Annotated in this window: 16 protein-coding genes; 8 read left to right on the top strand and 8 right to left on the bottom strand. The window is 41.5% G+C overall.

Annotation, left to right across the window (positions count from 1 at the left end; all coding sequences use genetic code 11):
- Positions 1–128: 128 nt before the first annotated feature.
- The 5 genes from KUV50_RS13775 to KUV50_RS13755 form a co-directional block, all read right to left on the bottom strand.
- A complete protein-coding gene (locus tag KUV50_RS13775) occupies positions 129–1169 on the bottom strand; it encodes a FecR family protein (protein WP_222580755.1) in 1041 nt (346 codons plus the stop codon).
- Between the two features lie 217 nt (positions 1170–1386).
- Positions 1387–2010: an RNA polymerase sigma factor gene (locus tag KUV50_RS13770; protein WP_222580754.1), complete on the bottom strand. Its 624-nt coding sequence runs from the start codon at positions 2008–2010 to the stop codon at positions 1387–1389.
- A 510-nt stretch (positions 2011–2520) separates the two neighbouring features.
- A complete protein-coding gene (locus KUV50_RS13765) occupies positions 2521–3309 on the bottom strand; it encodes a DUF1080 domain-containing protein (RefSeq protein WP_261395219.1) in 789 nt (262 codons plus the stop codon).
- Positions 3310–3374: 65 nt separating this feature from the next.
- Entirely contained in the window at positions 3375–3878 is a 504-nt protein-coding gene (locus tag KUV50_RS13760) for a hypothetical protein (protein WP_222580752.1), read from the bottom strand.
- A 391-nt stretch (positions 3879–4269) separates the two neighbouring features.
- Positions 4270–6564 carry a DUF6259 domain-containing protein gene (locus tag KUV50_RS13755; protein ID WP_222580751.1) on the bottom strand — a complete coding sequence of 765 codons (2295 nt, stop codon included), beginning with the start codon at positions 6562–6564 and terminating at the stop codon, positions 4270–4272.
- A gap of 322 nt (positions 6565–6886) precedes the next feature.
- Here KUV50_RS13755 and KUV50_RS13750 point away from each other — a divergent pair, with 322 nt between their 5' ends.
- The 7 genes from KUV50_RS13750 (at position 6887) to KUV50_RS13720 (ending at position 16317) form a co-directional block, all read left to right on the top strand.
- A complete protein-coding gene (locus tag KUV50_RS13750) occupies positions 6887–9082 on the top strand; it encodes a peptidase domain-containing ABC transporter (protein ID WP_222580750.1) in 2196 nt (731 codons plus the stop codon).
- A gap of 229 nt (positions 9083–9311) precedes the next feature.
- Positions 9312–10994, top strand: coding sequence for an HlyD family secretion protein (locus KUV50_RS13745; protein WP_222580749.1), 1683 nt, complete (start codon positions 9312–9314; stop codon positions 10992–10994).
- Positions 10995–10998: 4 nt separating this feature from the next.
- The gene (locus KUV50_RS13740) at positions 10999–11340 is read left to right on the top strand and encodes a hypothetical protein (protein ID WP_222580748.1); all 342 of its coding nucleotides are present in this window, start codon (positions 10999–11001) and stop codon (positions 11338–11340) included.
- Between the two features lie 84 nt (positions 11341–11424).
- Entirely contained in the window at positions 11425–11652 is a 228-nt protein-coding gene (locus tag KUV50_RS13735; protein ID WP_222580747.1) for a hypothetical protein, read from the top strand.
- Positions 11653–12502: 850 nt separating this feature from the next.
- Complete coding sequence (locus KUV50_RS13730) at positions 12503–13285, top strand: TlpA disulfide reductase family protein (protein ID WP_222580746.1); 783 nt, start codon at positions 12503–12505, stop codon at positions 13283–13285.
- Between the two features lie 5 nt (positions 13286–13290).
- On the top strand, positions 13291–14835 hold the full coding sequence (locus KUV50_RS13725) for a vitamin K epoxide reductase family protein (RefSeq protein WP_222580745.1): 1545 nt from the start codon (positions 13291–13293) through the stop codon (positions 14833–14835).
- 180 nt (positions 14836–15015) lie between these two features.
- Positions 15016–16317, top strand: coding sequence for a glycosyltransferase (locus KUV50_RS13720; protein ID WP_222580744.1), 1302 nt, complete (start codon positions 15016–15018; stop codon positions 16315–16317).
- Here the strand turns inward: KUV50_RS13720 and KUV50_RS13715 are convergent.
- Positions 16314–17072, bottom strand: coding sequence for a glycosyltransferase family 2 protein (locus KUV50_RS13715; RefSeq protein ID WP_222580743.1), 759 nt, complete (start codon positions 17070–17072; stop codon positions 16314–16316). The genes KUV50_RS13720 and KUV50_RS13715 overlap by 4 nt on opposite strands.
- 387 nt (positions 17073–17459) lie before the next feature.
- Here KUV50_RS13715 and KUV50_RS13710 point away from each other — a divergent pair, with 387 nt between their 5' ends.
- On the top strand, positions 17460–18551 hold the full coding sequence (locus KUV50_RS13710; protein ID WP_222580742.1) for a hypothetical protein: 1092 nt from the start codon (positions 17460–17462) through the stop codon (positions 18549–18551).
- 700 nt (positions 18552–19251) lie between these two features.
- Here the strand turns inward: KUV50_RS13710 and KUV50_RS13705 are convergent.
- The gene (locus KUV50_RS13705; RefSeq protein ID WP_222580741.1) at positions 19252–20991 is read right to left on the bottom strand and encodes a RagB/SusD family nutrient uptake outer membrane protein; all 1740 of its coding nucleotides are present in this window, start codon (positions 20989–20991) and stop codon (positions 19252–19254) included.
- 166 nt (positions 20992–21157) lie between these two features.
- On the bottom strand, positions 21158–24337 hold the full coding sequence (locus KUV50_RS13700; RefSeq protein WP_222580740.1) for a SusC/RagA family TonB-linked outer membrane protein: 3180 nt from the start codon (positions 24335–24337) through the stop codon (positions 21158–21160).
- Positions 24338–24433 lie beyond the last annotated feature (96 nt).

The raw sequence follows: 24433 nt of genomic DNA, 5'->3' as shown, positions 1-24433 counted from the left end.
ACTAGATAGACTTCAGCGTATTGAATCGGCTGAGGCCTTCTTTCGGTATCTTTAAATTAAGAAAATATTTTGAGAAATAACAATATAAATACTTGGATTAGATCATAGTATCTGTCAGGCTAATATTATCACTCGCATTTTCGGCCTCCTGTCACTTCTACCTTATTTCCATCGATCCTATACTCTGCCTGGAGCACGCCACAGACCACCCGAAGGATTTGTTCCAGGGATTCTCCCTTTATAAAAGAGGCACTTATTTCACAGTTCTTCAATGTATTTTTTTCAATGATGATATCTACCTGATGTTTCTTTCCTATCAATTCAGCTGCTTTTTCCACCGTCATGGCATCGATGATTAAAAAATCCTTTTGCCATGCTAATACCTTGTCCAGATCCACATCTTCCCTCTTAAATTTATGTGTGGTCTTATTAACAACCAGCTGCTGACGCGGTAAAATATTTTCAAACACCCCTTTTTCGTCACCTACCGCCACTTTGCCCCGGGTCACGGTAACTTCTACATTGGACTGTTCATCGTACGCTTTGAGATTAAAAGCCGTCCCCAAAACCGTCGTTTTCACCCCACCGGTATGGACAATAAAAGGCCGGTCCGGATCATGGGCCACATCGAAATAACCTTCTCCTGAGAATTCTATGGCTCTGGTTTGTTGCCCAAATGCTTCTGTATAGGTCAATTGACTGTCTTCATTGAGGATGACCGTGCTGCCATCTGGTAAATTAACCACCTGTTTTCCACTAAAATTCATGGTAGCCAACGAACTGTTCAGTGGCGATTCGGAAGGCTTATGAGAGTTTACACCCCAATACAGCCCTGCAGATAATAGAATTAAGATCGACGCTGCGATACCAATCCATCGCAATGCATGGTTCGTTTTGGAAGGGCTGGACAGTCTATTCGAACCTGTCTTTCGGTGACTTTGGTCAATTTTTTGGAGAATCGCCTGATACCGCTTTTCGGTCTGAAGCCCTGGCTCTTTTTCGATCAGTTCGTCTTTGATGTCTTCCCAATGTATGCCCATCAACTCTTTTAGTTCGATGTCCGAATCGGAGGTCCGTATATATTTTAACAGTAACTGCAACTCTTCCTCTGAAATGGAATTATCGAGTAATCTATTGAATAGGTGATTGATGTGTTTATGATCGTTCATGCAGCTGGCTATTTCGCCATTTGTTACCCTTAATACACCTGGTGACAGGCAAGGTCCCAGCCTAAGAGGAGTTTTTTTTTAAAATTTATTGAAGAGTGCGGATTGGAGAACATGGGAGGTAGGAGCCTACCAGGCTAAAATTTCTATCTGCATTGCCCGGGGGAACGGAGCTCCTGTTCCGTTTTTGTCAGAGCTGGAGCTCTAACTTCCCGGGTATTCATATAATAAAACAAATAAGCACTAAAATTTTAAGCGTATCATCAAGATAGGGTTTCAACTGAACCCGGATCATACGCATCGTTTTCCACAGATGATTTTTTACCGTTTTGGGCGAAATACCCAGAATATCGGCAATCTCAGAATTACTCTTTCCTTGCTGACGGGACAATCGATAAATCGATCTTTTCTGCTGTGGAAGACTCTGGACGATGTCTTCTACTATTTTTTCATATTCTTCAAAGATCAACTCAGCATCTGCTTGTTGCTGTAGTGAATTAATATTCGTCCACAATTCATTTCGAATCGATTGACGCCGGGAAGCATCCCGCAGATAATTGTACGTGAGATTGCGGGTCATGGTAAATATATAAGAATCGAACGACCGCGAAATGTCCAAAGTTTTCCTCTTTTCCCAGACCTTAACAAATACCTCCTGGACAATTTCTTCTGAGATGTATTCGGACTTGGTGATGGAAAATGCAAATCGATAGAGCTTCTGCTCGAATAATAGAAAGACCCCTTTGAAGGAAGCTGTATCTCCTTCTTTCAAACCCCTTACTAATTCCTTATTTGCTATTTGATCTTTATCACTATTCATAATATCCAGGTCATCATGGATCATGAGAACCAGCAATCAAGGTAGAGATTCCTTATCTAATCACGTAGTTTCACAAGGTGAAGTTAATGAATTCATTTACAATTCTTAAAATCAACATGCTTTTTTCACATAAACTCGCAGGTTAAGATGTGGGGCAAATTCCTATTGCGTGAGGAACTAAATACCGCGTGCCACGACAGGCGCAATCTTACCCTACTTTAGGGCTCGGTAATCCCGCTTTAGCACATCCGTCCCACGGGCTTGCCGATCCCAGGATGGTCGTGGGATCGGCAAGCTTGTGGGACTGTTTGGTGCGTGAGAAAGATTACCGAGCCCATTTTAAAAATTGAGATTTGTGAAGAACGGCCAAGGCATATGCCGCGTTAAATAGTAGGCTACATTCGTTATTTAAATTGCCGACAGACAGGCGTGAAACGATCTGGAGCCTGAGTGAATTACAATAACTTATGAAACGTAAAACTAGAATACGAGCTCAAACAAGAGAAAACAGTGAATTCGTCATCAAAAATGTAACTACGGTCTCCTACCTATTTGCTTAATCTGTATATCCTTAAACTCCACACCTTGTCCTTCCGCTTGTAATGCGATATATCCTTCTGTAAGCGGCTTTCCATCAATTTTAATGGCCGGATCATACCCGTTTGCCACGCCACCCCCGATCTGAGGTTTTGTATATTCAAGGACATTTTCTCCATTGATCTTATGGATGACCAGTGAATCACCAAAGACCATCAATTCACCATCCACCCATTCGTCATACTGGAAGGTCGGCGAGGAGGAGGAGATACAATGCCTGGGATCCATCTTCCCTTGAAAAAACACTTCCGTACCCGGCGAACACATGTTTCCCGTCGGTCTTTCCTGCCCGTCGCCAGCATCTGCTAACATCTGAAACTCAACGGAAATGGGCCAATCCTGCTCCTTCAGGATCGTCCGCGGATCCTGAGAATGAAACATAACTCCGCTGTTTCGATAGGTGTAACGCGGCGCGTCGGCCATCCATTGATCCGTAAAACGATATTTAAATTTTAGATGATACGATGAAAAAGGTTCTTTGTAATAAAGATGGCCGTACCGGTTGTCAAACGATTCATATTGATCATAATTCACCTGAATAACACCGTCGGAGACTCGAAATGTGTTTGCATAATTATCCCCGACCTCGTGGTGATGAATTTTGACGATCCAGTTGTCGAGATTTTTTCCGTTGAATAAAGATTGCCATTCATTTTGTGAGGTTTTATCTTTCCAGCTGCAGGAAATGAATAAACATAGTATGGAATAATAAGAAATGGCTTTCATAGGCATTTGATTTTATATGGAATAAAAAACAACTCTAATTGGTTATGCACATCCTATTTCTCATTTTAATCTTCATCGTTCTTTATAGCCCCCCGAAGTGTCTGCTCCGAGTCTGCCGGCCAATACCCGCATTCCAATTGAAAAAATACCGATGTGTAGGGAATCATCATATCAGTCTTCAAAATCAGCACATTGTATAAGTTGGCCGTTTCATCCAGCTTTTTGATTATATCCTCATGGAACGGGGTCGTCACTGATTTTCCATCCAGGAGCTTGTAGAGTTCCGTTCGGTAAGCATCGACTCCTGTCGCAAGATCCTCTGGTACATATTCCAGTTCCCGATCCAAATAGATCGTCCCGTCCACGTGGCCCGCTTTTTCAATCAATTCATTGACATATGCGACCGCTTCCAGTTGCGTGGCATCGATCACGATGGTTTCGATGGCCGGATTGCTTTGCTGTGGATACGCGGCATCGGCTACCACAATCCAATTCCGGTGGCCATAGCGTTCTAAGGTAGTCGCGACTTCCGTTTTCCAATTCGACGCTTCGCTCTTTTGTTCTGTCATATCATGGGTTTTTGGTGATGGGTTGCAAGCTGTAAAGACAAGAGGTAAAAATACAAGAAGCAAAAAATAAATACCTTTCATAGATCACTTTTTAAAATTAAAAATCATCAAGTAATTTTGATGCCAGTCTACCGGAACGCTCTTGACAATGCAATCCAGTCTCTGTCACGCCAAGCCTGCTGCACAGCGGATCGGACTGTCGAGTTCGAACATCGTTGATGTTATTCGAAATGAAGATAACCTAATTTTTATAGAGTTTGACCTTCACTCCATGCGATTTAGCTGATCCGAACGACCATCTCTTACGACATTGAATGGGCAGAACGAGTTTCCATTTTGAAATGCAAATCTTTTGCTCGGTCTGTTGCAACCCTTCTCACCGGTCTAGTCCTCACTCCTCCGGTACCACCTCCAGAAGGAGAACATCCCGTGATTTCACGGGAAGATCCAACTGAACGTTCCCACCGGAATATACGCCCAATGATTTCTTCCCAGACTCTGTGATGGTATAAAGCTTTCCAGTTCCAGGTAAATCGTAGTCTGCCGTTTCAAAATGAAGGGACACCGTTTGATCTTCCGAAGAAATATTGGCGAAAGGCAATCCAAGGGATCCATCTTTCGCCTTCCAGGCGCCCCGGTAAACCACCGGATATTCCTTTTCAAATTCTGTCACCGTTTCACGCTGTCCGGCGTAAATCGACAACTTGGAAATGTCGACCATCATAGAGTCTGTCTCCATCTCAGGCGGCCGCATAAAAGTACCATGAAGAAGATACTTCAAAGCTTTGTGGCGGACCCGGCTCATCCGCATTAGGAAACCTATTTCTTCTTTTCGCTGGTCCGCAAGTATTTCATCATAATTGGAAATCATAGGCTGCATGCCCCATACAAAAGAGCGGGCCTGCTCCATTAAAAATTGGGTATTGAACTTTTCAGGTAAGAGCGTCAACGCACTTTCCGGTCGATGCTTTTCGGGCCAGAGTTCATCGTACGGCGGATGCAAGAGGGAGGAGTAGTTCCCGTAAGCAATCCCATACGGGTGATACACCGCCTGAAACAACGGAATCGACGCCCAATTGCCCACCCCGGCATACCGCTCCCGGCTGACTTGCAACGCCAGAAAAACATCCAGATACGGCAACCATGCTTCACAAACGCCCTCTCCGGACAACAACGGTTCCTGATCCAAAGGAACACCAGTCCGTATTTGTTCCGTCAACATTCCCGAATACATCGCCCAATAGTTTCCACCACCGATCTCGTGACCGTGATCGGGATCATAACACCTTCTTGAAATACAGGCCTGATCCAAATAAATCCCACCCACGCCCAGGTCATTGATGGCTTCACGGGCTATACCACCATATTTGTTCCGCCAGAATGGCGTGGTGATGCACATATTGGTCAAGGGCCTCCCGGTAAAGATATTGTACACATGGGTCCGAAGTTTTCCTTGTTCATTTTTTACAGCATATGCTTCTGCCCCTTCCTCTTTCCAACTCTCTGTGGTGGATCCCCATTGCAATTCATTCATATAAACCAATGGGCGGACCCCTTGCTCCCGGGCCTTCAGTACCGCTTCTTTGAATGAATCCGTCCCTTCCCTGGGTGGCAGATAATCCGGAAATTCATCATCATAGGACGCGCCATGCCACCAGTGCCACAGGACATTGACAGGTAAACCCAACCGTTCTTTCATGGCCACCGCCGGTTTGAGCACCCCTTCTGACCGACCCCGGTTCCACACCCAAAGCGCTGTATTGGTTGCCCAATCCGGAACCTGGCCATTCGCAAACCGACTATTCAGGCTCCAGCTTTGTTTCAATCCCCATTTCCGATATTCATACGCCATCGACACCCAATCTCCCGGTACGGAACCAAGGACCACCGGATAAATGGTCTGGAAGGATTTTTCTTTTGTTTTTAAATCGGTGAAATGTGACACCTGAAAAGTCAAATCCTGATTTTCATTTAAAGCAATCTCAAAGTTCTTCATATAGGTGTACGGATCATGGCTGGCGGCGTAAAAACCCGTTTGATCGGCATGGGTCAGCCCCAAAAACTGCATGGACAATATCCCGGGATATACCCAGGAGAATTTTTGAGCGCCCGGTTGGAGCCCGGACAACATCCGTGCCGGATCTGTAATCAACGACCCCATCCATTCTGGAACCACCAAGGTAGATTTTTCATCCTCACGCAAACCAGTGACGATGGGGAAGTCCATGCCTGCTATCACTTTGTCCCCAGAATAGGACCATTCCATGTTCCAATGGGAGAAGGGTTCATTGCGCGGAAGGGTGACATAAACTCTGACTTCCAGTCCCTCGAAGTCAGCGAATTCCGACCATTGTAACACTAATTCCTGACCACCCTCACCGGTAACTCCAAACTGGCGGGCCATCGTGCTGTTCAACTCTTTTTTGCCATCACCTTCCTGGTATTTGATCCGCCACAGTGGTTGCTGCGGATCAGCAGATTGGGCCAACAGGGTGCCGGACTCCAATTCCTCCAGGTTCAGCAAGGTGCCATTGGTCGCGTTGAAGGAGAGTGAAATATGATCATTATGTAAGGTAATACTCCTGGAGGCGGACTGCGCCCAAACCAACGGACCACTTCCGAAAGTTAACAATAAAAGTATTAGGCTGGCAACCCACTGACTGGTCAAGGTATATTTTGTTTTCATAGTTATTGGTTTGCAAAATAGCATAGGATATGGATTCTACCAACCACAAATATTTGTAATTGTATTTATCGTCTGACATTAATCATTATTGATATATAAACCATGCTCAGTTTTCCGGACAAAAAGCACCACCATATATATTGGTATTCAAACAATTAAACATATACAAATTGCTCACCACGGAGCAATTGTTAATTTTTATTAAGATTTTTGACCCAAATGTACTATTTTGTCCGTATTTAATATTATCTTACGAAAGAGCTAATCTTGTGATGGCTTTCTAATAATTCACCCTTATGTAAACCTGTTAACTCTGTACTGGATGGCCTTCCCCTATTACAAGCAGCACGACTCCATGGACTGCGGACCGGCCTGCCTGAGAATGGTAGCCAAACACTTTGGCAAGTCCTACTCGCTCAACTATCTGCGGGAAAAGTGCTACATCGACAAAAATGGGGTGAGTCTTCGGGGTATTGAGGAAGCCGCTGAATTGTGTGGATTCCGTACAATCGCCGTCAAGATGCCGTTCTATTCCGAGAATGGTCAGGCCTCTCTCAAAAAAGCACCGCTGCCGGCCATTTTACACTGGAATGAAAATCACTTTGTAGTTCTCTACCAGATAACGAAGAAGAAAGTGCGCATTGCGGATCCGGCGCATGGCCGGATCAAATTGAATCACCCCGAATTTCTTAAACACTGGACTCAGAAGAGCGATAACGGTGCCAAGGGAATTGGCCTGCTACTGGAACCAACAGCTGAGTTTGAAAATTCAGGAATTGAAGGGAAAAATAAGATAAACAGCTATGAATTCCTTAAATCCTATCTCAACCCCCATAGAGGTCTATTTGCCCAACTACTTCTGAGTCTGGTCATCGCTACCGCATTTCAGGTAACCGTCCCATTCCTGACTCAGAGCCTGGTGGATGTGGGAATCGAAAACAAAAACCTCAACTTTATTTATCTTGTCCTAGCCGGCATGTTATTGATATTCTTAGGGCAAACCGTGGTGCGTTTTATCCAGAGTTGGATCGTCCTTCACGCCAGTGTGCGGATCAATGTCAGCCTGATCGCTGATTATCTGTTCAAGTTAATGAAGATGCCTCTTGGGTTTTTTGATTCCAAGAATATCGGGGATCTGCTTCAACGCATCGGAGATCACCGCCGGATCGAGTCCTTTCTCACGCAGTCCACTTTATCCCTTATACTATCCATATTCAATCTGATCGTATTTGGGGTTGTACTATTGATCTATTCCGTCCCTATTTTTCTTATTTATATCGTAGCTGCTATACTCTATGTATTATGGATCGTGATATTTTTGCGAAAGAGGCGAGAAATCGATTATAAGGCTTTCGCTGAGCGATCGGACAATCAGGATTCTTTGATCGAGATAATCCAAGGCATGCCCGAGATAAAGCTGCAGGGCAGCGAGATCAAGCGGCGAAGCCTGTGGACCCAGATCCAGGCTCGTTTGTTCCGGGTTCAGATCAGCGCTCTGGCGATCAGCCAATATCAGGATGCCGGGGCCCTTTTCATCAACCAGGCAAAAGATATTATCATCACTTTTATAGCTGCCAAAGGGGTCGTCGAAGGCCACATGACCCTGGGCATGATGCTGGCTATCCAGTATATTATCGGACAACTTAATGCGCCATTACAACAGATGGTCGGATTTATCCGATCAGCTCAGGATGCCAAGATCAGCCTCGAACGCTTATCCGAAGTACATAATTCTCACGAAGAAGAAGATCCAGAAATCGTTAAGATGGACATCATCCCAGAGGGAGACATAGAGGTGGAGGATGTGAGTTTTTCTTACACGCCCATTTCGGATAAGGTGTTGAAAAATGTAAAGGTCCGAATTCCCAGGGGTAAGACTACTGCCATTGTGGGTACCAGCGGTAGCGGAAAGACCACATTGATAAAATTACTGTTGAGATTCTATGACCCTACGAAAGGCCGGATCATGATCGGAGGTCAGCCATTGAACACGATTTACACAAAAGTATGGAGAGCTCGCTGTGGAGTAGTCATGCAAGATGGCTTTGTCTTCTCTGATACTATTGCCCGGAATATTGCTGAAAGTGATGATATAATTGATTTCAAAAAGGTAATCCAGGCAGCTATCACTGCCAATATTATGGATTTTATTCACGAACTACCTAAAGGTTTTCAGACTAAAATTGGTCAAAAGGGCAACGGCATTAGTGCCGGTCAGAAACAACGCTTATTTATAGCCCGGGCAGTGTACAAAAATCCTGAATTTATATTTCTGGACGAGGCCACAAACGCACTGGATGCCCAGAATGAAAAGATCATCATGGAGAATCTGAATGATTTCCTGGAAGGTAAGACCGTAGTGGTAGTGGCCCACCGACTGAGCACGGTTAAAAACGCCGATCAGATAATTGTTTTGGAGAAAGGCGAGATCGTCGAAACCGGCACTCATGAAGACTTGGTACAAGTTGAAAAGAATTATTTCAACCTGGTCAAAAACCAGCTGGAACTCGGTAGTTAATAGTGGCTATAGGGCTCAATTGTACCTCTCTGGAGGGGGTTTAAGGGGGAGCAAAATGTGAGTGGAAGTGTGAGTGTGGGTGTGAGAGACCCTGTAGGGGTCTTAATTTCATAGCCTCGGGTTTCAACCCGGGGATGAAGGTGAAAATAGGAGGTCCTGCTTGGCGGGATTTTTGACCAAAAATCATGACAAGCAGGGGTAAAAACAAACGATAAAAAAACAGGTAATCATGCCAAACACATTTAACTCACCATCCATTCCAAGTGGTCAGCAAAATATAAATGACGAACCTTTCACCGTCAATGAAATCATCGGCCAGTCGCCCGGCTGGATCTTGCACAGTGGCATGACGGTTTTGTTCATTGTCGTCTCAATCGGCATCGCTATGACCTTTGTAATACGATATCCGGATAAGATCCAGGCATTCGGGGTGATCACGACAGTAGATCCCTTCAAGCCTATCATCTCCCAATCATTGGGAATAGTTGATACAGTATTTGTCCAGAACCAAGATATCGTTGAAATTGATACCCCCTTGTTTTATATAAAAAATACAGCAGATCGAAAGGACGTAGAAGAATGTTTGAAACAAGTAGACGAACTGGAACAATCCCTACCAACCATTCTACCCTCAGTTACGCTAAGATTAAATGATCCTATTTCAACACAGGAATATGGTGCTACTCCATACGAAATTAGACCATCCATACTTCGCAACTGGAAAGAACACTTTATTCTTGGACCGAATCAATCGTCCTTTGCCTCGTTGTCCAGCCAAGTGCGGGAACTGAGTCAATATTTAATACGACAGGAACACATCCTCAAGCTACAAGCCATAGATCGGGAAATCGAAGAAATACAGCTATTGAACAAGGTCCTGGAGGAAGAGAAGAAATTGACCGGCGAAGAAGTAAACCTGTCCCATAAAGATGTGGAACGCAACCAACAACTTTACGATCAGGGCATCATCAGCGAACGGGAGATGGAACGGAGCCAGGCCAGCCACCTTGGCGTACGGAAGAATTATCTGCTCAAAGGAAACAATATGGCTCAAAACCGAATCCGCATCGCCAGCCTGCATCAACAGAGGACTGAAATTTTAGCCAGCCGGCGGGAACAGATTCTGCTTTACCAATCCCAAATAACTGAGATCATTCTGAACCTCCGAAACCAGTACCGACAATGGCACCGACAATATTATATGGAGGCACCGGCCAGGGGCAGGGTCCAGCTCTCGTCTGATCTAGTCGCCGGCCAGACTATTCCGGCCGACAAATCGATCGGATATGTCCTTCCTGAATCTATTGACCGGGATACTGAACAAGGATCCTCTAATTTCAAATATGCCAAGGTTTATGTTCCCGCTACCGGCGTCGGCAAAATCAGCACGGGGAATCGCGCCATTATACGGCTGGAGGCGTATCCTTATAAAGAATATGGCTCCATCGATACCTATGTGGAAGAAATATACCCCATACCCGAAATGCAGGAAAACGGAGGCCGGAGCTATGAAATCCACCTCCCACTGAATTCTGTGCTCACCACCGATTATGGCTACCCGGTGCATTACACACCCGATATGCCCATCCACGTATCAATCATAGCGGAGGAGCGTAGCCTCTTCAGCCGTATCTTCGCTCAATTCCTCAATCTTGTAAAGACGCACAGCCGTGCTTCTCAACCTTCGAAAGGTGATACATCCATTGGCCCTACTCTTTCACCATCTGAAAAACAATCACTTGTTATTGCGACTGCAGGAAGATCATCTCATCCACCATTCTATCATTTGTACCATTATTCTATAAAGGGTCAGGATCATGCAACTCTAACACCCCCATTATGTCAATCATCAAACTATGTATCAGCTATCCCACCCCAAACTATAAACTATATACTACACACTAAAAATTAAAGTTTTGAACTTAATCGATCAGATCCACCGCCTTCAGCGCATTCACCAACTCATCCGCCGCAAAGCCACGGGTCCTCCGCATGACTTCAGTAGCCGACTAGGTATCTCCAACCGCCAACTATACCGCCTCCTGGACGAACTCAAGTCCTACGGCCTGCCCATCGAATATTGCCGTACTCGACAAAGCTATTATTACAGTCGGGAGGTAGAATTTGAGATATCATTTGAGATTAGAGATAACAATCATAGAAAAATATTCGGTGGAAGGAAAATGGAAAAGATAAATTTTGATTTTTTTCATTCACTGACAAGATATGGCAGTAAAAGGAATTATCTTGAATCATGAATTTGCAAAGACATCGGTCAGAGGACGCTGAAAAACATGACCTTAAAAAAGAGTGTAGGCAATTAATGCTAATAATTTATAAAAATGAGTAATTTAAAAGATTTTAGAGAATTAGGGATATCAATTCCTAAAGATCAGCTGAAAATGATTTTAGGAGGTTATGGTGGTTCCTGTGGCTATATTGACAATAATGGGAATGAAATGTGTGGTCTTAGCCAAGCAGAAGCAAGACATATGGCCGAGGGTATTCCTGGGTATTATTGGTGTTGCGAAAGCTGTGCGTCAAATGGGGGTAGTGCTAGTTATTGCTAAATTAATAATATTAACCCACCTTTTTTGGTGGGTTAATATATATTTTGGTTACGAAAATAGCGAATCATTTAAAGTTCGATGGATTTGACAGATTTTAAGATATTGATCCTTTTGATAAATGTAGGTTGTGTTTGTTTTTTATTTGATGATCTATATTGACTATTTGTCATGTAGCTTCAATAAATTTTTTATGAATAAAATATTTTTTATTATAATTATTACTTTCTTTGCTTGTGAACGGTATAGTCCATCGTCCAATTCGAAGATCTCAGATTCGTCGCCCAATACCTACACGATATTTTTAAAAAATGTTGATTACATAAATGGTTTTGATTTAGAAAATGGCATCAAATCGAGAACACGCTTTAAATGTCCTTTATATTATGTGGATTCACTTGGACTCATTTCAGAAATTTGTCCGGATAACGGGACAAATGATACCATCACCATTCTTCATACTCAGGATCATCTGGAAATAGTCCATACCATCAGGGGACTTGATTTTTTTTATTACCGGTTGGATTCAGGTGATACATTATCTCTCCATTATGAAGAAAATATTCCTATTGCGGAAAATCCAGCACAGAATTTATATTATAACCTACTTAAAGATAACCCCTTTGAAAAAATAAAGGATAGGTACTATTTAAAGTTTCCAGGACCAAATAGTTTATATAATAAATATAAGACAAGAGATAAATTTCCCGAAGAATTAGAAAGGCTATTACCATTATATAGAAACCTGGATTCAATTTATCAGCTGATAAAGAAAAGCCATACTTATCAGTTAGATTATATCAGAAATAATTCTGATTCGCCTGATTATTGGGAATGTATATTAAACAAAGAAATGAAACGTTTGATCCTGTCATCTTATTTTATTAATGATTTAGACACAAGTATATATGGAAAAGAGTCTGATTTTGATATTTATAGTATTTCAGACCGTTTTTACTATAAGACTAAATTCGATCAAAACCCGGACTCGATATTTAATTCGGTCCAAAATCACTGTCCCGACATCAATCCAAACCTCGCAAGGTATTATTTTCAGATGAACTTGGAAAGATTCACAGAGGCGGAATCCCTGGCATCCATCAACAACATGATTTCGCAATATTACAAATCATTTTCCCAGCCCCGGGATACTGTATTTATTCAGGGATTAAGAATGAAAATGGGCGTGGAAGAGAGCCTTGCTGAAGATATTAAAATCAAAAATAAGGCAGGAGCGAAATCCAACCTTAACCAGGTGATCCGGCAAAATGGTGCGTCATTGTATTACATCGATTACTGGGCGAGCTGGTGTGCACCTTGTCGCAAGGAGATACCTTATTCGATCGATCTGAAAAAGGATCTCGAAGAAATGAATATCCGATTTATCTATCTAGCCTACAATGACAGGATTGACAACTGGAAGAAAGCTAATGATGAACTGAAATTAAGTCAATACAAGTATTCTTATTTTATTACCAATTCACGGAGTTCCCAGCAGTTGATAGATTATAGTATTAAAACCATTCCGCGATATATGATTCTGGATAATGATGGCAAAGTTTTGGTCTCTCATGCCATGCGTCCATCTGATCCTGAATTAAAAAAAGTACTGCTAAAATATTTAAGTAAAAGGTAGCACGAATGGAAACCGGTTTTGCCAATTTAGTATATACGTTTCTTGATAAAAATGGATACTATTATCGGCACCTCGATGTTGAATTACATTCTCACCCGGAATTTCCTGCCTTATCAGCATTATCTGACACCTTCGACAAACTTCACATTCCCCATTTGTTCACCAAACTTTCTCCAACCCATGCCGAGAAATTAGATGGTGCTTTCTTAGCTCAACTTCAAATGGATGAATTGTCAGAAATATACTTCATCCAAAAATACAAAGAAAATATTGTAATTACCGATCAAAATAATAATAAAAGTTCGATTCCTTTAACGGAATTTCTTCAACATTGGACAGGGATTACCATCCTGATAAAAAGCAGACCCCCAAGTTATGCATCTATTTTAATAAAAGATTCTTTTACCTTATTTTCACTTTTATTTATATTACTTACTTATCTGATTACCGATTCAATTGGTGAGATATATTTTCTCCTTTGTTCAGGCATTGGTCTTACACTATCTATACTCGTTCTTAAAGTAGATTTAGGAAAGTCCTCCGAAGTAGTAAATAAACTATGCGGACAAAGAACTAAAATGGATTGCAATTCCATTATTCATTCAAAGCCGTCAAGGTTATTGAAAGGCAATGTTAAATTGACAGATCTGATTATCATATATTTTGCTTTCATCCTATTTTTTCAGATAATTTTTGTGAACATTATCTCTTTAGGAGTTCTAACTCTACTTTCATTGCCATTTGTACTCTATTCTCTTTGGCATCAGTTTAGATTAAACCAATGGTGTACTCTTTGTTTAATTATAGACCTAGTTTTAGTCATCCAATTCTCCCTGCTTCTTATCTATTTCAATTTAACTTTACCAACATTATTTATTCTATTGGAAGCATCTGTATTGGGACTTTTGACAATTTTAGCATGGGTTATGATCAAACCATTTATTGTAGAATGGAACCATTATAAACCAATATTATTCGATTTCCTATCTATAAAAAAAGATTGGAAACTTTTACACTATTATTTTGTTCAGTCTGGGGCTTTAAAACTTCCTGAATGTTATCAAAAATTCCCTCTTATACAGTTCAAGGATGGTATATGGAATCTTGATTTAATCCTTCAGCCCAATTGTCCAAATTGTATTTCTGCGTTGAATAGAATTATTAGTATTCAGGATAAGTACCAGTGTTTTAAACAAATACGGCTCATGATTAAACCTGAAAATGATCATGAATCCAATAACTGGAATTCGAAGATTTCTTTGTTATGTAAACTAGACTCGACAGATGCTATACAACAATGGGCTAGTTATTTAAAGAGGAGTAAAAGCTCCCAATTAGATACTAAAAATATTCCAAATAAAATTAAGGAAAATTGGATGGTTGCATTACACAATTTAAGTGAGTGGTGCAATAACACTGGCTTAGATAAGACACCATTAATCTTGCTTAATCAAAAGCCTTTGCCTTACCATTACTCGCCTGTAGATTTTGCATTTTGGGTTGATAAATCATTTGAACATTTTATGACAACAAGAGAAGCTTCTCCTTAATTTATCAAATCCTTCATTTGTAGAAAGACCTATTCAATTTGAATTCCTAATAGGCAATAAAAAAATAATTTCTGAAAAGTCAGGTTTCTAATCAAACGATCTCCATATACATACAACTCATTATTCGTTCATATAAAATGATATTAACTATTTCAATAAATATAACCTGGAAATCTACAAATGAAGCAAAATAAACATCAAATATTTTTTATGATGACACACTCCAGCCATCAAAATTCGACTTTTCTTACATCAAAGAAATTGTCAGGGTATTTATATAAACTATATTATTGTGGCCCAAATAAAGGAGTTGATGGAGATGACTTGAAAAGAAATGCCAATTATCAGGGATTTCCATATATCTCTTTGGATCCATACAGTAGAACTTATTGTTCATATTATAAAGAAGATCAAACCAAATCAAAAGAAGAAAGATGGCTTGATTGCTTTCTTTTCAATCTAGAAGATGGAGCGCTCTACAATAACTTTATTAAGGCATACACTCCTGATCTAATGATTATCGATATACACTTCATGGCATTGGCCATGCCTTTTTTGCACCAAGGCATTCCAGTTTTATTGGCCAGCACCAAAGTTGGAACAGACAAAGACATTTCAGTACCACCTCTTACGAGTTCACTTATTCCCGACGGAACCTCGTCATCTAACGAGCAAATTGAAAAATCCTGGCAAGCTCTTCGAATGAAGAATAAAGGATTAAGTGGGTATTTGGAGTTCTTAGGATATGTAGCAGAAGAAAGGTATCAGCTGAACTTTAATGATTTATATTACCAAGATAAATGCATTGTCCCATTTGGATTCAGATTACCGGAATTAATTTTTTGGGATGAGCAGTTTGATTTTCCAAGGACATCAAAAGGCTTGGAAAATAAGTTTTATTTAGGTAACCAGGTGGATGTCAGACGATTGGAAAAAGTCAATAAGTTTTCCGGTGATTTAGAAAATAATCTTATTTATATATCCCTCGGCACACGATGGGGTAATAATGTTGAAAGTAGAATATCTTTCTTAAAAGAATTCATTAAGGCGGCAAAGAAGTTGGAAAATTTTCACTTCGTTGTAGTTGTTTCCAATTACATGGATCGGGTGGAAGGCTTTATAGAATCTTCCAATATTACTTTATTAGATTTTGCTCCTCAATTATCTATACTATCCAAGTCGGTATTAATGATCAATCATGGAGGTGGGAATAGTGTGAAGGAATGCATCCGAATGGGAGTCCCCATGCTGTGCTATCCTTCAGATAATGATCAATTTGGAAATGCTGCACGGGTAGTATATCACAAAGTGGGACTGAGAGGGAATTATAACGAAAAGGACGAAGTTATCGCTGAAAAAATTGTGTGGATTTTGGATAATCAGGAATTTAAGGAGAATATTAAAAAATTTCAACTTCGTTCTATAGCCGCTGAAGAAAGTTATGAGGATGTAAAGGTTATTGAACAATTTTTATCCGCTTAATCAGTTCCCCACATAAGTGGCTTCCAACCTTTTACCAGAAGATAATCGACGATCGATTCACGAATAAGCCTGAAGTCAGCAGCCCGCCAGGAAGAGAACTGATCTCTGCTGTAATATTTATTCAGGTTGCCAGTACCATTTTTTGATAGCTGTTGAGGCACTACTGTCGGAATGGATCTCAGAATCTTCAAACTTGATGAAAGGTGCATATCCTCCCCAGAAGCAAAACTGGAAGGCCAGATGTGCCAAAAATCCTTTATCCACCCGGTCTTAAAAAAGAAACTATTACATCCATAGTCCACCATGGTATCATCCTCCTGGAAATTGTATTTATGATCCGGATGAACATCACCAATAAAATAGAGATCTCGTACTTCACCTTCATGGAAGGGCTTAATAATGCGGCCGGTACAGGAAATTACAGCATTATATTCCTTGCATTTCTTCAGGCAAGTATCCAACCATGTTGGTGAAGGAATCACATCATCGTCAATGATAAGTGTGTATTTGGTTTTGACATATATGCATAGAGAAAATCGCCAAAAGTATTTAAAATTAATATCGGAGTGGACGAGATGAATGTCAGGGAATATCTCTTTATACTTATTCACAGTTGAGGATATATCTATATGGTATTTATCCTGTAGTATCCATATTTCCTGCGGCCGAATGGTTTGATGAACCAAACTTTGCAGTTGCTCGTCCAGGTATTCTCTTTTCCAGACTGATATAATGATGGTAATGGTATCGTTCATGCGGTCTATTTGAAATAATTCATTTCAATATAACCTGAAACACTGCCATAAAATGGCAGTAAATTAGGTTAAAATGTGATGTAAAATGTTTGATGTGCTTGAAAACGACGTGGGTAATAAAATAACCATTGCTATCCTCTATCCTCCCAAGGCGGATCGATGTGAAATAATAGAACCGGGTTCATTTTGGAAAGAGTTGTCACATTCTATGTGCTGCGATACGCAGTAGTGGTCCCACTGGAGAGAATAAGGTTAAAGGCGGGTCGCTCGCCCACTTACTAAGCGGCAACCTCCTTCCTACAATCTTCTTTGATTCTGGATTGGTCAGGTTAACTAATTATATAATGTTAACCTATTCTAATATTAATATCATCAACAATCAAAGACATGCCACCACCTACACTAAATCCTATAAAGAAATCTCCAATTATCCATGGCATTATGGGTGATAATTCAAATTCCCCCCACACCCAAAAGGTAGTCGTCCTAATAACGACTTTCCATAGGCCAAAGTTATTAGCTTCGCTTTTGAACTCACTGCAGAGTGAATCTACATCATACCATATTGAATACTATATCTATGATGATGCCGTAACCAATAATGGTAAGCATAAATTTTGGCTAACAATCAATAGGTTGTGGGAACAGATTAGAGATAAAAGATTTGATTATTATATTCACATCCAGGATGATTATAGTCTTGGTAAGAATTTCATATCAAAGGTCGTAGGTTTATGGGATAGCATTGATGATCCATTTAAAATTGGTCTCAATATTTTTCTCGATGAATTTCGGGTCGGTAAAAAAGTATGGGTAGACAAATGGCCAGAATTGCGCTATTATAATAAAACTCGTTTCTTATTGAATCCATGGCTTGACATGGCCTTTATATGCACTCGAAACTTATTTGATCTATTAGACTGGAAGATACTGCCCATCTCCATGCAGCGCTGGCGACACAAGCCTAATCTTTCAAGTGGGGTAGGAGCTCAGATATCAATTCGATTGTTTATGAAGGGAAAGAATATGTACCAGGTCACCCGTAGTCAGGTAGAACATATAGGAAGCGATTCGAAAATGAATCCGGAAATAAGAAAACAGGAACCGCTCATTGCATTCTCTTTACCCCTGATCTTTGCCGCCTTTGAAGCTAAGGACCTGGAAAGTACTGATTATAATATGATAATTTCAGAATTAACTCGTTTTGTTGACAGAATCTATTTTTTTGCCCCAGAGGGTTCTACTGCCCCAGTTGTAAATTCTGATTTTAAAGATAAAGTAGGTGTAATTAATTATCCGGGTGATCAAATCACTTTTAAGAACAAGGTTGATATAATAAAGTCACTTCACAGAAGTGAGTTTTATCTCTTCCACAACGTGGAGCATGCTGCATGCTCCGCCCCTTATATTTGGAATTCAATCCGGCAAATGGAGGATGGACATTCCAATATTGATCAATTTGTAAAAATTATAGTATAAAGGCAATATTCTTCTTCGATGGGATTCGGCGTATCGTTTTGAGATCATTTTGTACTTGAATGCTATATATGAGACTCTCTCATACGCAGTAGATAATTTAACCTGCAAAACCAGCAAGATCGTTGACAATGCATTTCACCAGAATTATCGTATGACCTTCTAAGTAGGCTTAAATGCTTATTTTCAGAACTTCCTAACCTTAAGGGATTAATTACCAGATCCTGCAAATGTGACCGCTTTAACCATTTCTAATCTTTCCTATTCATACAAGAATAATCCATTTGCTGGCAGCTCAAAATGCGTCCTATAAAACTTCAATCTCCCTCTATTCCGTGGCGAAATCAACTACATCCTCGGTCCCAACGGGACAAAAAAAGCCTTTGGTCAACTACATAACAGGCATGCCACCCAACTATGAGAGCGAAATTAGATTTCCATAGCAAGAAAAGTGGGAGCGCTCTTAGAGGATCCCTTTGTCTATCCGTCACTCAAAGTGAAAGAAAATATCCGGATATTTCTTAGGCATCAACAAATAGAATATGGAACGTAGCATGATTTACTAAATCAACACCTGGAGGTTGACGAACTGCTTCACCAACGATACAAAAAACTGTCGCAAACGATAGAAAACACATAAAGTAAGCAGAGCCCTAATCGCATGTTTTTGATCAGGGGCTCTGGCATAAAATTTCTATCTCCTCTAATTCCACCCCGGATTCTGGGTCAAACTCGTATTTAAGGTTAATTGTTCTTGCGGTACCGGCAACAGATAATCCCTGCCAGGATTAAACTGATATCCATTCGGTATTTGCTTTTGCAATGGATCAATATATCCTTCCTCATCAAGGAAAACAACTTCTCCAACTGTGACATCCGGATAGGTCTCCGGATCAAACTTGGCTCCTTTCAGCCGCTTCCCCACAAATAAATCATGCGCTCTCCAGCGCATAATGTCATCCGGTCGGTAGCCTTCCAACGCAAACTCGATATGTCGTTCTCGACGTACTTCATTGAGTATAGGGGAGAGATTGGGATACAACCAATTGGGATCCGTCTCGATCTCGGCCATAATCAAATGTGGCATCGCTACCCGGTCTCGCAACACATTGACCGTCATATCCAGATCGCTTTGTGTGATTGTTCCCAGCTCAGCTTTGGCTTCCGCATAAATCAACAGTGCCTCCGCAAAACGGAAAGCTGGTGAAGTCGTCGTACCTACGCCTCCGGTAAAGAAATGATCCCGGTTTGGGTTGGCTCCTTTATAGATCATATAGCCGGTAGGACAACGGCTGGACCCGGAAGCATCAATGGGCGCTTTTTCAAAGAACTGATCCTCCTGCCCACGACCTGTAGCCATTAACTCACCCGGCAGCCACATGGTTTGAGACAACCGCAAGTCCCGGTTTGCCGATACATCCATGATGGTCGCATCTCCTTGGTATAAAGGGCTCGTAGCTATCGGTTTTCCATCCGAACACAAATAATCATTGACCAGTTGCCTGGACAATCCATACGATCCTCCGATTCGTGGCAAATAGCGCTGACCATTGTGCGTCACACCCTGATTGAGGTCAAATTTTCTCCAAACCATCACCTCAGGATTTGAACTGAGGTCCGTTTGATTGAACAATGTCCAATAATCATTCTGGGGATCACCGTTGGTGGAAATTGCAAAGCCGGCCGGATTATCCATCAAGTTTTTAGCAACATCAGCGGCCATTTGGATAAAATTACTTCCATCTTTCCCACTAACGCCAAATTCGGTCCCGGCATGATATTTTTCCCAGGTACCTTCATACAAGGCTACCCGCGCTTTAAAAAGCATAGCAACTTCCTTACTGATGCGATTCCCGTTGGCTTGTTTGCCGGAGTTCAGAAAACTAATTGCTTGATCCAGATCTTCTAAAATCTTAGTAGCAATCACATCCCGGGATTCTCTTGGAGCAAACAACTCCTCAGCATCCGGAGCCAGCGGCTTTTCAATCCAGGGAACCCCGCCATAATTGCGCAATAAGTCAAAGTAAAACCACGCGCGAAAAAAGTACCCCTCTCCCACGCTTTGACCAATTTCGCTCATTGGCGCGTCCACCTCCGGATACTTATCGAGAAATATATTTACTGACCGGATATCCCCATAATCCCAATTGCCATTGCCACTATTTATGGTATACAAACCTGCCATGCGGTTATTGACATTGGTATGGATGAGATTATCACTGGATCCATCCCACCAGTAAATGCCCCCGTTCCATGCTCCGGGGCTCCAGGACGGTAAATTGTGGTAAAATTGAGTAACGTATAATTCCAGGTCACTCGGAGTCTTCCAAAAGCTCGAGGTCGTTATATTGTCCAAATCCGGACGATCCAGAAAATCCTTGTTGCAAGAGTAGAAAGATACAAATAACAGTCCTGCTATCATACTGATTAATAAACTTTTCATCTGCTTTGTTTTTTATAGTTTGTTGAATGTTCATCCCAAAGGTTTGGGAAAATGCATTCAGAAACGCTCATGCCATTTAAATCATTCTTATTAGATATGTTTGCCATCGGTATCCCTAAATGTAAATGATGAAAATTAATGCTCGTTTCAATCTGTTTAAAATTATTTATAGTCCTACGTTCAACCCGACCGATAACACCTTCTGCAAGGGAAATATCTTTCCCTGGCCCCAGCCCCCGCCGAGCGCTTCTGGATCGTAAGATTCCCATAGCTTTGTAAAAGTTAGAAGATTTTCTCCACTAAATACCAACTGCACGTTTCTCAAGCCGACTCGATTCATAACCGATGATGGCAAAGTGTATCCCAGCTGAATATTTTTCAGTCTCATATAGGAGGCATCTTGCAAATACTTTGTTTGTTCTCTGGTGTTCTTTAGGTGCTCATTGTTCAAATAGGGCTTTGGAAAGTATGCATCTGTGTTTTCAGGCGTCCAATAATCAAGCGCGGACGTAATCCAGGAATTTTGCCACTGACTTCCTCGGAATCCATAGAACAGATTACTATTTCTGCTAAATAGAAAATCACGTTTTCCTATCCCTTGAAATAATAAGGATAGATCAAATCCGGCAAAGTTCACTCCGAGATTAATTCCAAAATTATACCGGGGTCTGTTATTGCCTATGATTTTAAGATCTCCATGATCTTCTAAAGTATTTTTACCATTGTTGATAACACCATCCCCGTTTACATCAGCATACTGGACATCACCAGCTCCCCACCTTGACCAAAACAAACTTTGATCCGGAGCATTTTCAGCTTCATCATCTGTCTTAAAGTAGCCTACCGTAGTATATCCCCAAATTTCTCCTACTTCTTCTCCCTCTCTCCAGTTGGAAAGGATACCCGTCGGATTTCGGTATTTTTGAACCACTGTCTTATTATCTCCTATATTAAATCCTGCCCGATAGCTAACCTTCCCGACAGCGCCCCGATACCGTGCACTCAATTCCCATCCTCTAGTCTCCAGAGCAGCATTGTTTTCTGCTGGTGCACCGACGCCCAGCACCTCAGGCAAAGACTCTACAGGCCCTATCATATCAGAGGTCGTTCTGTTGTAAAGATCAAATGACCCTTCAATTTTATTTTCAAACAGCGCTACATCAAAACCAAAATTCTTGGTGGTCACCGTCTCCCAGGTTAATGAAGGACTGATAATACCGGGCGCACGAATCACGTTTGGTCGTTGACCACCGATCAACCAGGACGTTGAACCAGACGGCAGCAATTCTACGAATCGATTCGCCAATCTGGGATCATGATTCCCCAATTCTCCCCAGTTAGCTCTCAGCTTAAAGGTATTTACGGACGATACCGGCCAAAATTCTTCTTTTGCAATATTATATCCGACCTCTACAGATGGAAAGAAGCCCCACTGTTTGCCTTCCCGGAAAAATGAACTCCCATCATATCGCCCTGTTGCTTTCACCAGGTATTTGCTTTTATAGTTATAGGTTAATCGCGCAAACACACCTTGCTGGCTATACTGACTTGCACCATCTCCTATATAATCCTCACCGGTTGCCGTACTAATGGTCGGAATATTAGCCGTAATCAAATTTGTTTTCCGCCCCGATAGATTTTCCCATTGAACCAACTGCTGCTCATAGCCTGCCATTGCAACAAAATTGTGACCACCTATCGATTTATCATAAGAGGTTGTCACGTTCATTACCTGTGTATTTCCACTTTCAAAATATCGCGAAAAGTCATCCGGATTAAACCCTACATTATCCGATGTTCCATCCGGTTGAAAAAGAAAGTTCCGGAGCCGGGTTTTCTTTTGATTCTCATTGTTCAGCTTATAGTTATACGTGAAGCGAGTCACCCAGCCCGTCACGGGCTCTATGTTCGTTCCGATCTGCAGAATAGTTCGATTTTTCACATTGTCCGTATACCCAGACTTTTGAAGTCGCAATGCATCCGCCAGAATTAAGTTGCCATCCGGATCGTAAAGACCCTGGATGGGACGAAGACGCGAGATCTGATGATAGAAGATATTTTTATCATATCCCCCATATCCGCCGGAAGGAAAATTGCGATTCTCTTTGGAATACTTGGCCGACATATCAAATGATAGCCAATCGTTAACTCTACTGTTCCAATTCCCTGTGAAATTGAACCGGTCGTATTCATTATCGGCAAAATTGAAATTCCCAATCTGATCATAATAGCTTCCAGACAAATAAAATGTATTCGTCGCTGACCCACCACTTAAGCTAACTCTGTGCTGTTGTCTAGGGACATTTTCCTTGAAAAAGATGTCATAAAAATCGTTGTTTGCATTGGATTGCCAGCCGGTACCGGTTTCATTGGGTTGGGCTTCTGTTTTCAGCTTGCCATCAATATAATCCTTCGTTCGCTGTATCACATCATCCTTGTAATACGGAGAGCCAAAGGCGTTGATATTTGAGGTGTTTATGGCATCAATAAACTGAAGGCTATTCATCATTTCCGGAAGGCGGGTCGGTGAAGCAAAAGCCACATTAGATGAAATGTCAAATTTGACTTTTTCTCTTTTCTCACCCCTTTTCGTGGTGATCAAAATAACACCATAAGCCCCCCTTGAGCCATAGATAGCTGCCGATGCAGCATCTTTCAATATCGAAATATCGGAAATATCAGAAGGATTGATTCCATTCATTTCCGAAACCGTGATCGGAATTCCATCAAGCAGGATATAGGGCTCTCCACCACTACCTGTCAATGTACCCAGACCACGAATATTAATGTTTTGTGTGGCACCGGGTTCACCGCCGCCATTATTAATAGAAAGGTTCAGATTGGGCGTTAACCCCTGCAGCATTTGCTGCACATTGGCCACCGGTCGGGTCCCTACATCTTTGTCAAAATTAACATTATCAATAGCACCAGTGAGATCTTGCTTTTTCTGTGTTCCATATCCCACGACGACAACCTCCTCCAATTGTTGGAGATCTTCGTCCAGTGTAATTTGGATTATTGCCCGGCCGTCTATAGGCACTTCTTTGGTTTGATAGCCTACATACGAGATGACAAGAATGGCATCTTCAGCTACATCAGATAGCGTGAACGCTCCTTCAACATCTGTGGATGTCCCCTTTGTACTCCCTTTTACGAGTACATTGACCCCGATCAAAGCTTCACCCTGTGAATCCCTTATAATTCCTGAAATATCAATGGGAGGAGGAGGTGATTCAGCATACATGACATCATTGTTGACTAATGGAATATATTCGGCTTGAACCGGAACGATCAAACCAAAAACAATTCCGATCAGGAGGATTTTTCGCACAATCAATTGAATCATACTTGAATATTTAGAAAGTTAGTAATCAGTTTTTGTAATAACCAGAGTTTAGGGCTCTGCACAGCATATTAGAACAATGAATTTTCATGCTACATA

The sequence above is a fragment of the Membranihabitans marinus genome (assembly GCF_019802045.1).
GTDB classification, from domain to species: Bacteria; Bacteroidota; Bacteroidia; order Chitinophagales; family Saprospiraceae; genus Membranihabitans; species Membranihabitans marinus_A.
This window is presented reverse-complemented; position numbering and strand designations above follow the sequence as displayed.

Bases quoted from the DNA above. Each gene is read 5' to 3' on its own strand.
- KUV50_RS13775 (WP_222580755.1), bottom strand. From the start codon at position 1,169: ATGAACGATCATAAACACATCAATCACCTATTCAATAGATTACTCGAT.
- KUV50_RS13770 (WP_222580754.1), bottom strand. From the start codon at position 2,010: ATGATCCATGATGACCTGGATATTATGAATAGTGATAAAGATCAAATA.
- KUV50_RS13765 (WP_261395219.1), bottom strand. From the start codon at position 3,309: ATGAAAGCCATTTCTTATTATTCCATACTATGTTTATTCATTTCCTGC.
- KUV50_RS13760 (WP_222580752.1), bottom strand. From the start codon at position 3,878: ATGACAGAACAAAAGAGCGAAGCGTCGAATTGGAAAACGGAAGTCGCG.
- KUV50_RS13755 (WP_222580751.1), bottom strand. From the start codon at position 6,564: ATGAAAACAAAATATACCTTGACCAGTCAGTGGGTTGCCAGCCTAATA.
- KUV50_RS13750 (WP_222580750.1), top strand. From the start codon at position 6,887: ATGGCCTTCCCCTATTACAAGCAGCACGACTCCATGGACTGCGGACCG.
- KUV50_RS13745 (WP_222580749.1), top strand. From the start codon at position 9,312: ATGCCAAACACATTTAACTCACCATCCATTCCAAGTGGTCAGCAAAAT.
- KUV50_RS13735 (WP_222580747.1), top strand. From the start codon at position 11,425: ATGAGTAATTTAAAAGATTTTAGAGAATTAGGGATATCAATTCCTAAA.
- KUV50_RS13730 (WP_222580746.1), top strand. From the start codon at position 12,503: ATGAAACGTTTGATCCTGTCATCTTATTTTATTAATGATTTAGACACA.
- KUV50_RS13725 (WP_222580745.1), top strand. From the start codon at position 13,291: ATGGAAACCGGTTTTGCCAATTTAGTATATACGTTTCTTGATAAAAAT.
- KUV50_RS13720 (WP_222580744.1), top strand. From the start codon at position 15,016: ATGAAGCAAAATAAACATCAAATATTTTTTATGATGACACACTCCAGC.
- KUV50_RS13715 (WP_222580743.1), bottom strand. From the start codon at position 17,072: ATGAACGATACCATTACCATCATTATATCAGTCTGGAAAAGAGAATAC.
- KUV50_RS13710 (WP_222580742.1), top strand. From the start codon at position 17,460: ATGCCACCACCTACACTAAATCCTATAAAGAAATCTCCAATTATCCAT.
- KUV50_RS13705 (WP_222580741.1), bottom strand. From the start codon at position 20,991: ATGAAAAGTTTATTAATCAGTATGATAGCAGGACTGTTATTTGTATCT.
- KUV50_RS13700 (WP_222580740.1), bottom strand. From the start codon at position 24,337: ATGATTCAATTGATTGTGCGAAAAATCCTCCTGATCGGAATTGTTTTT.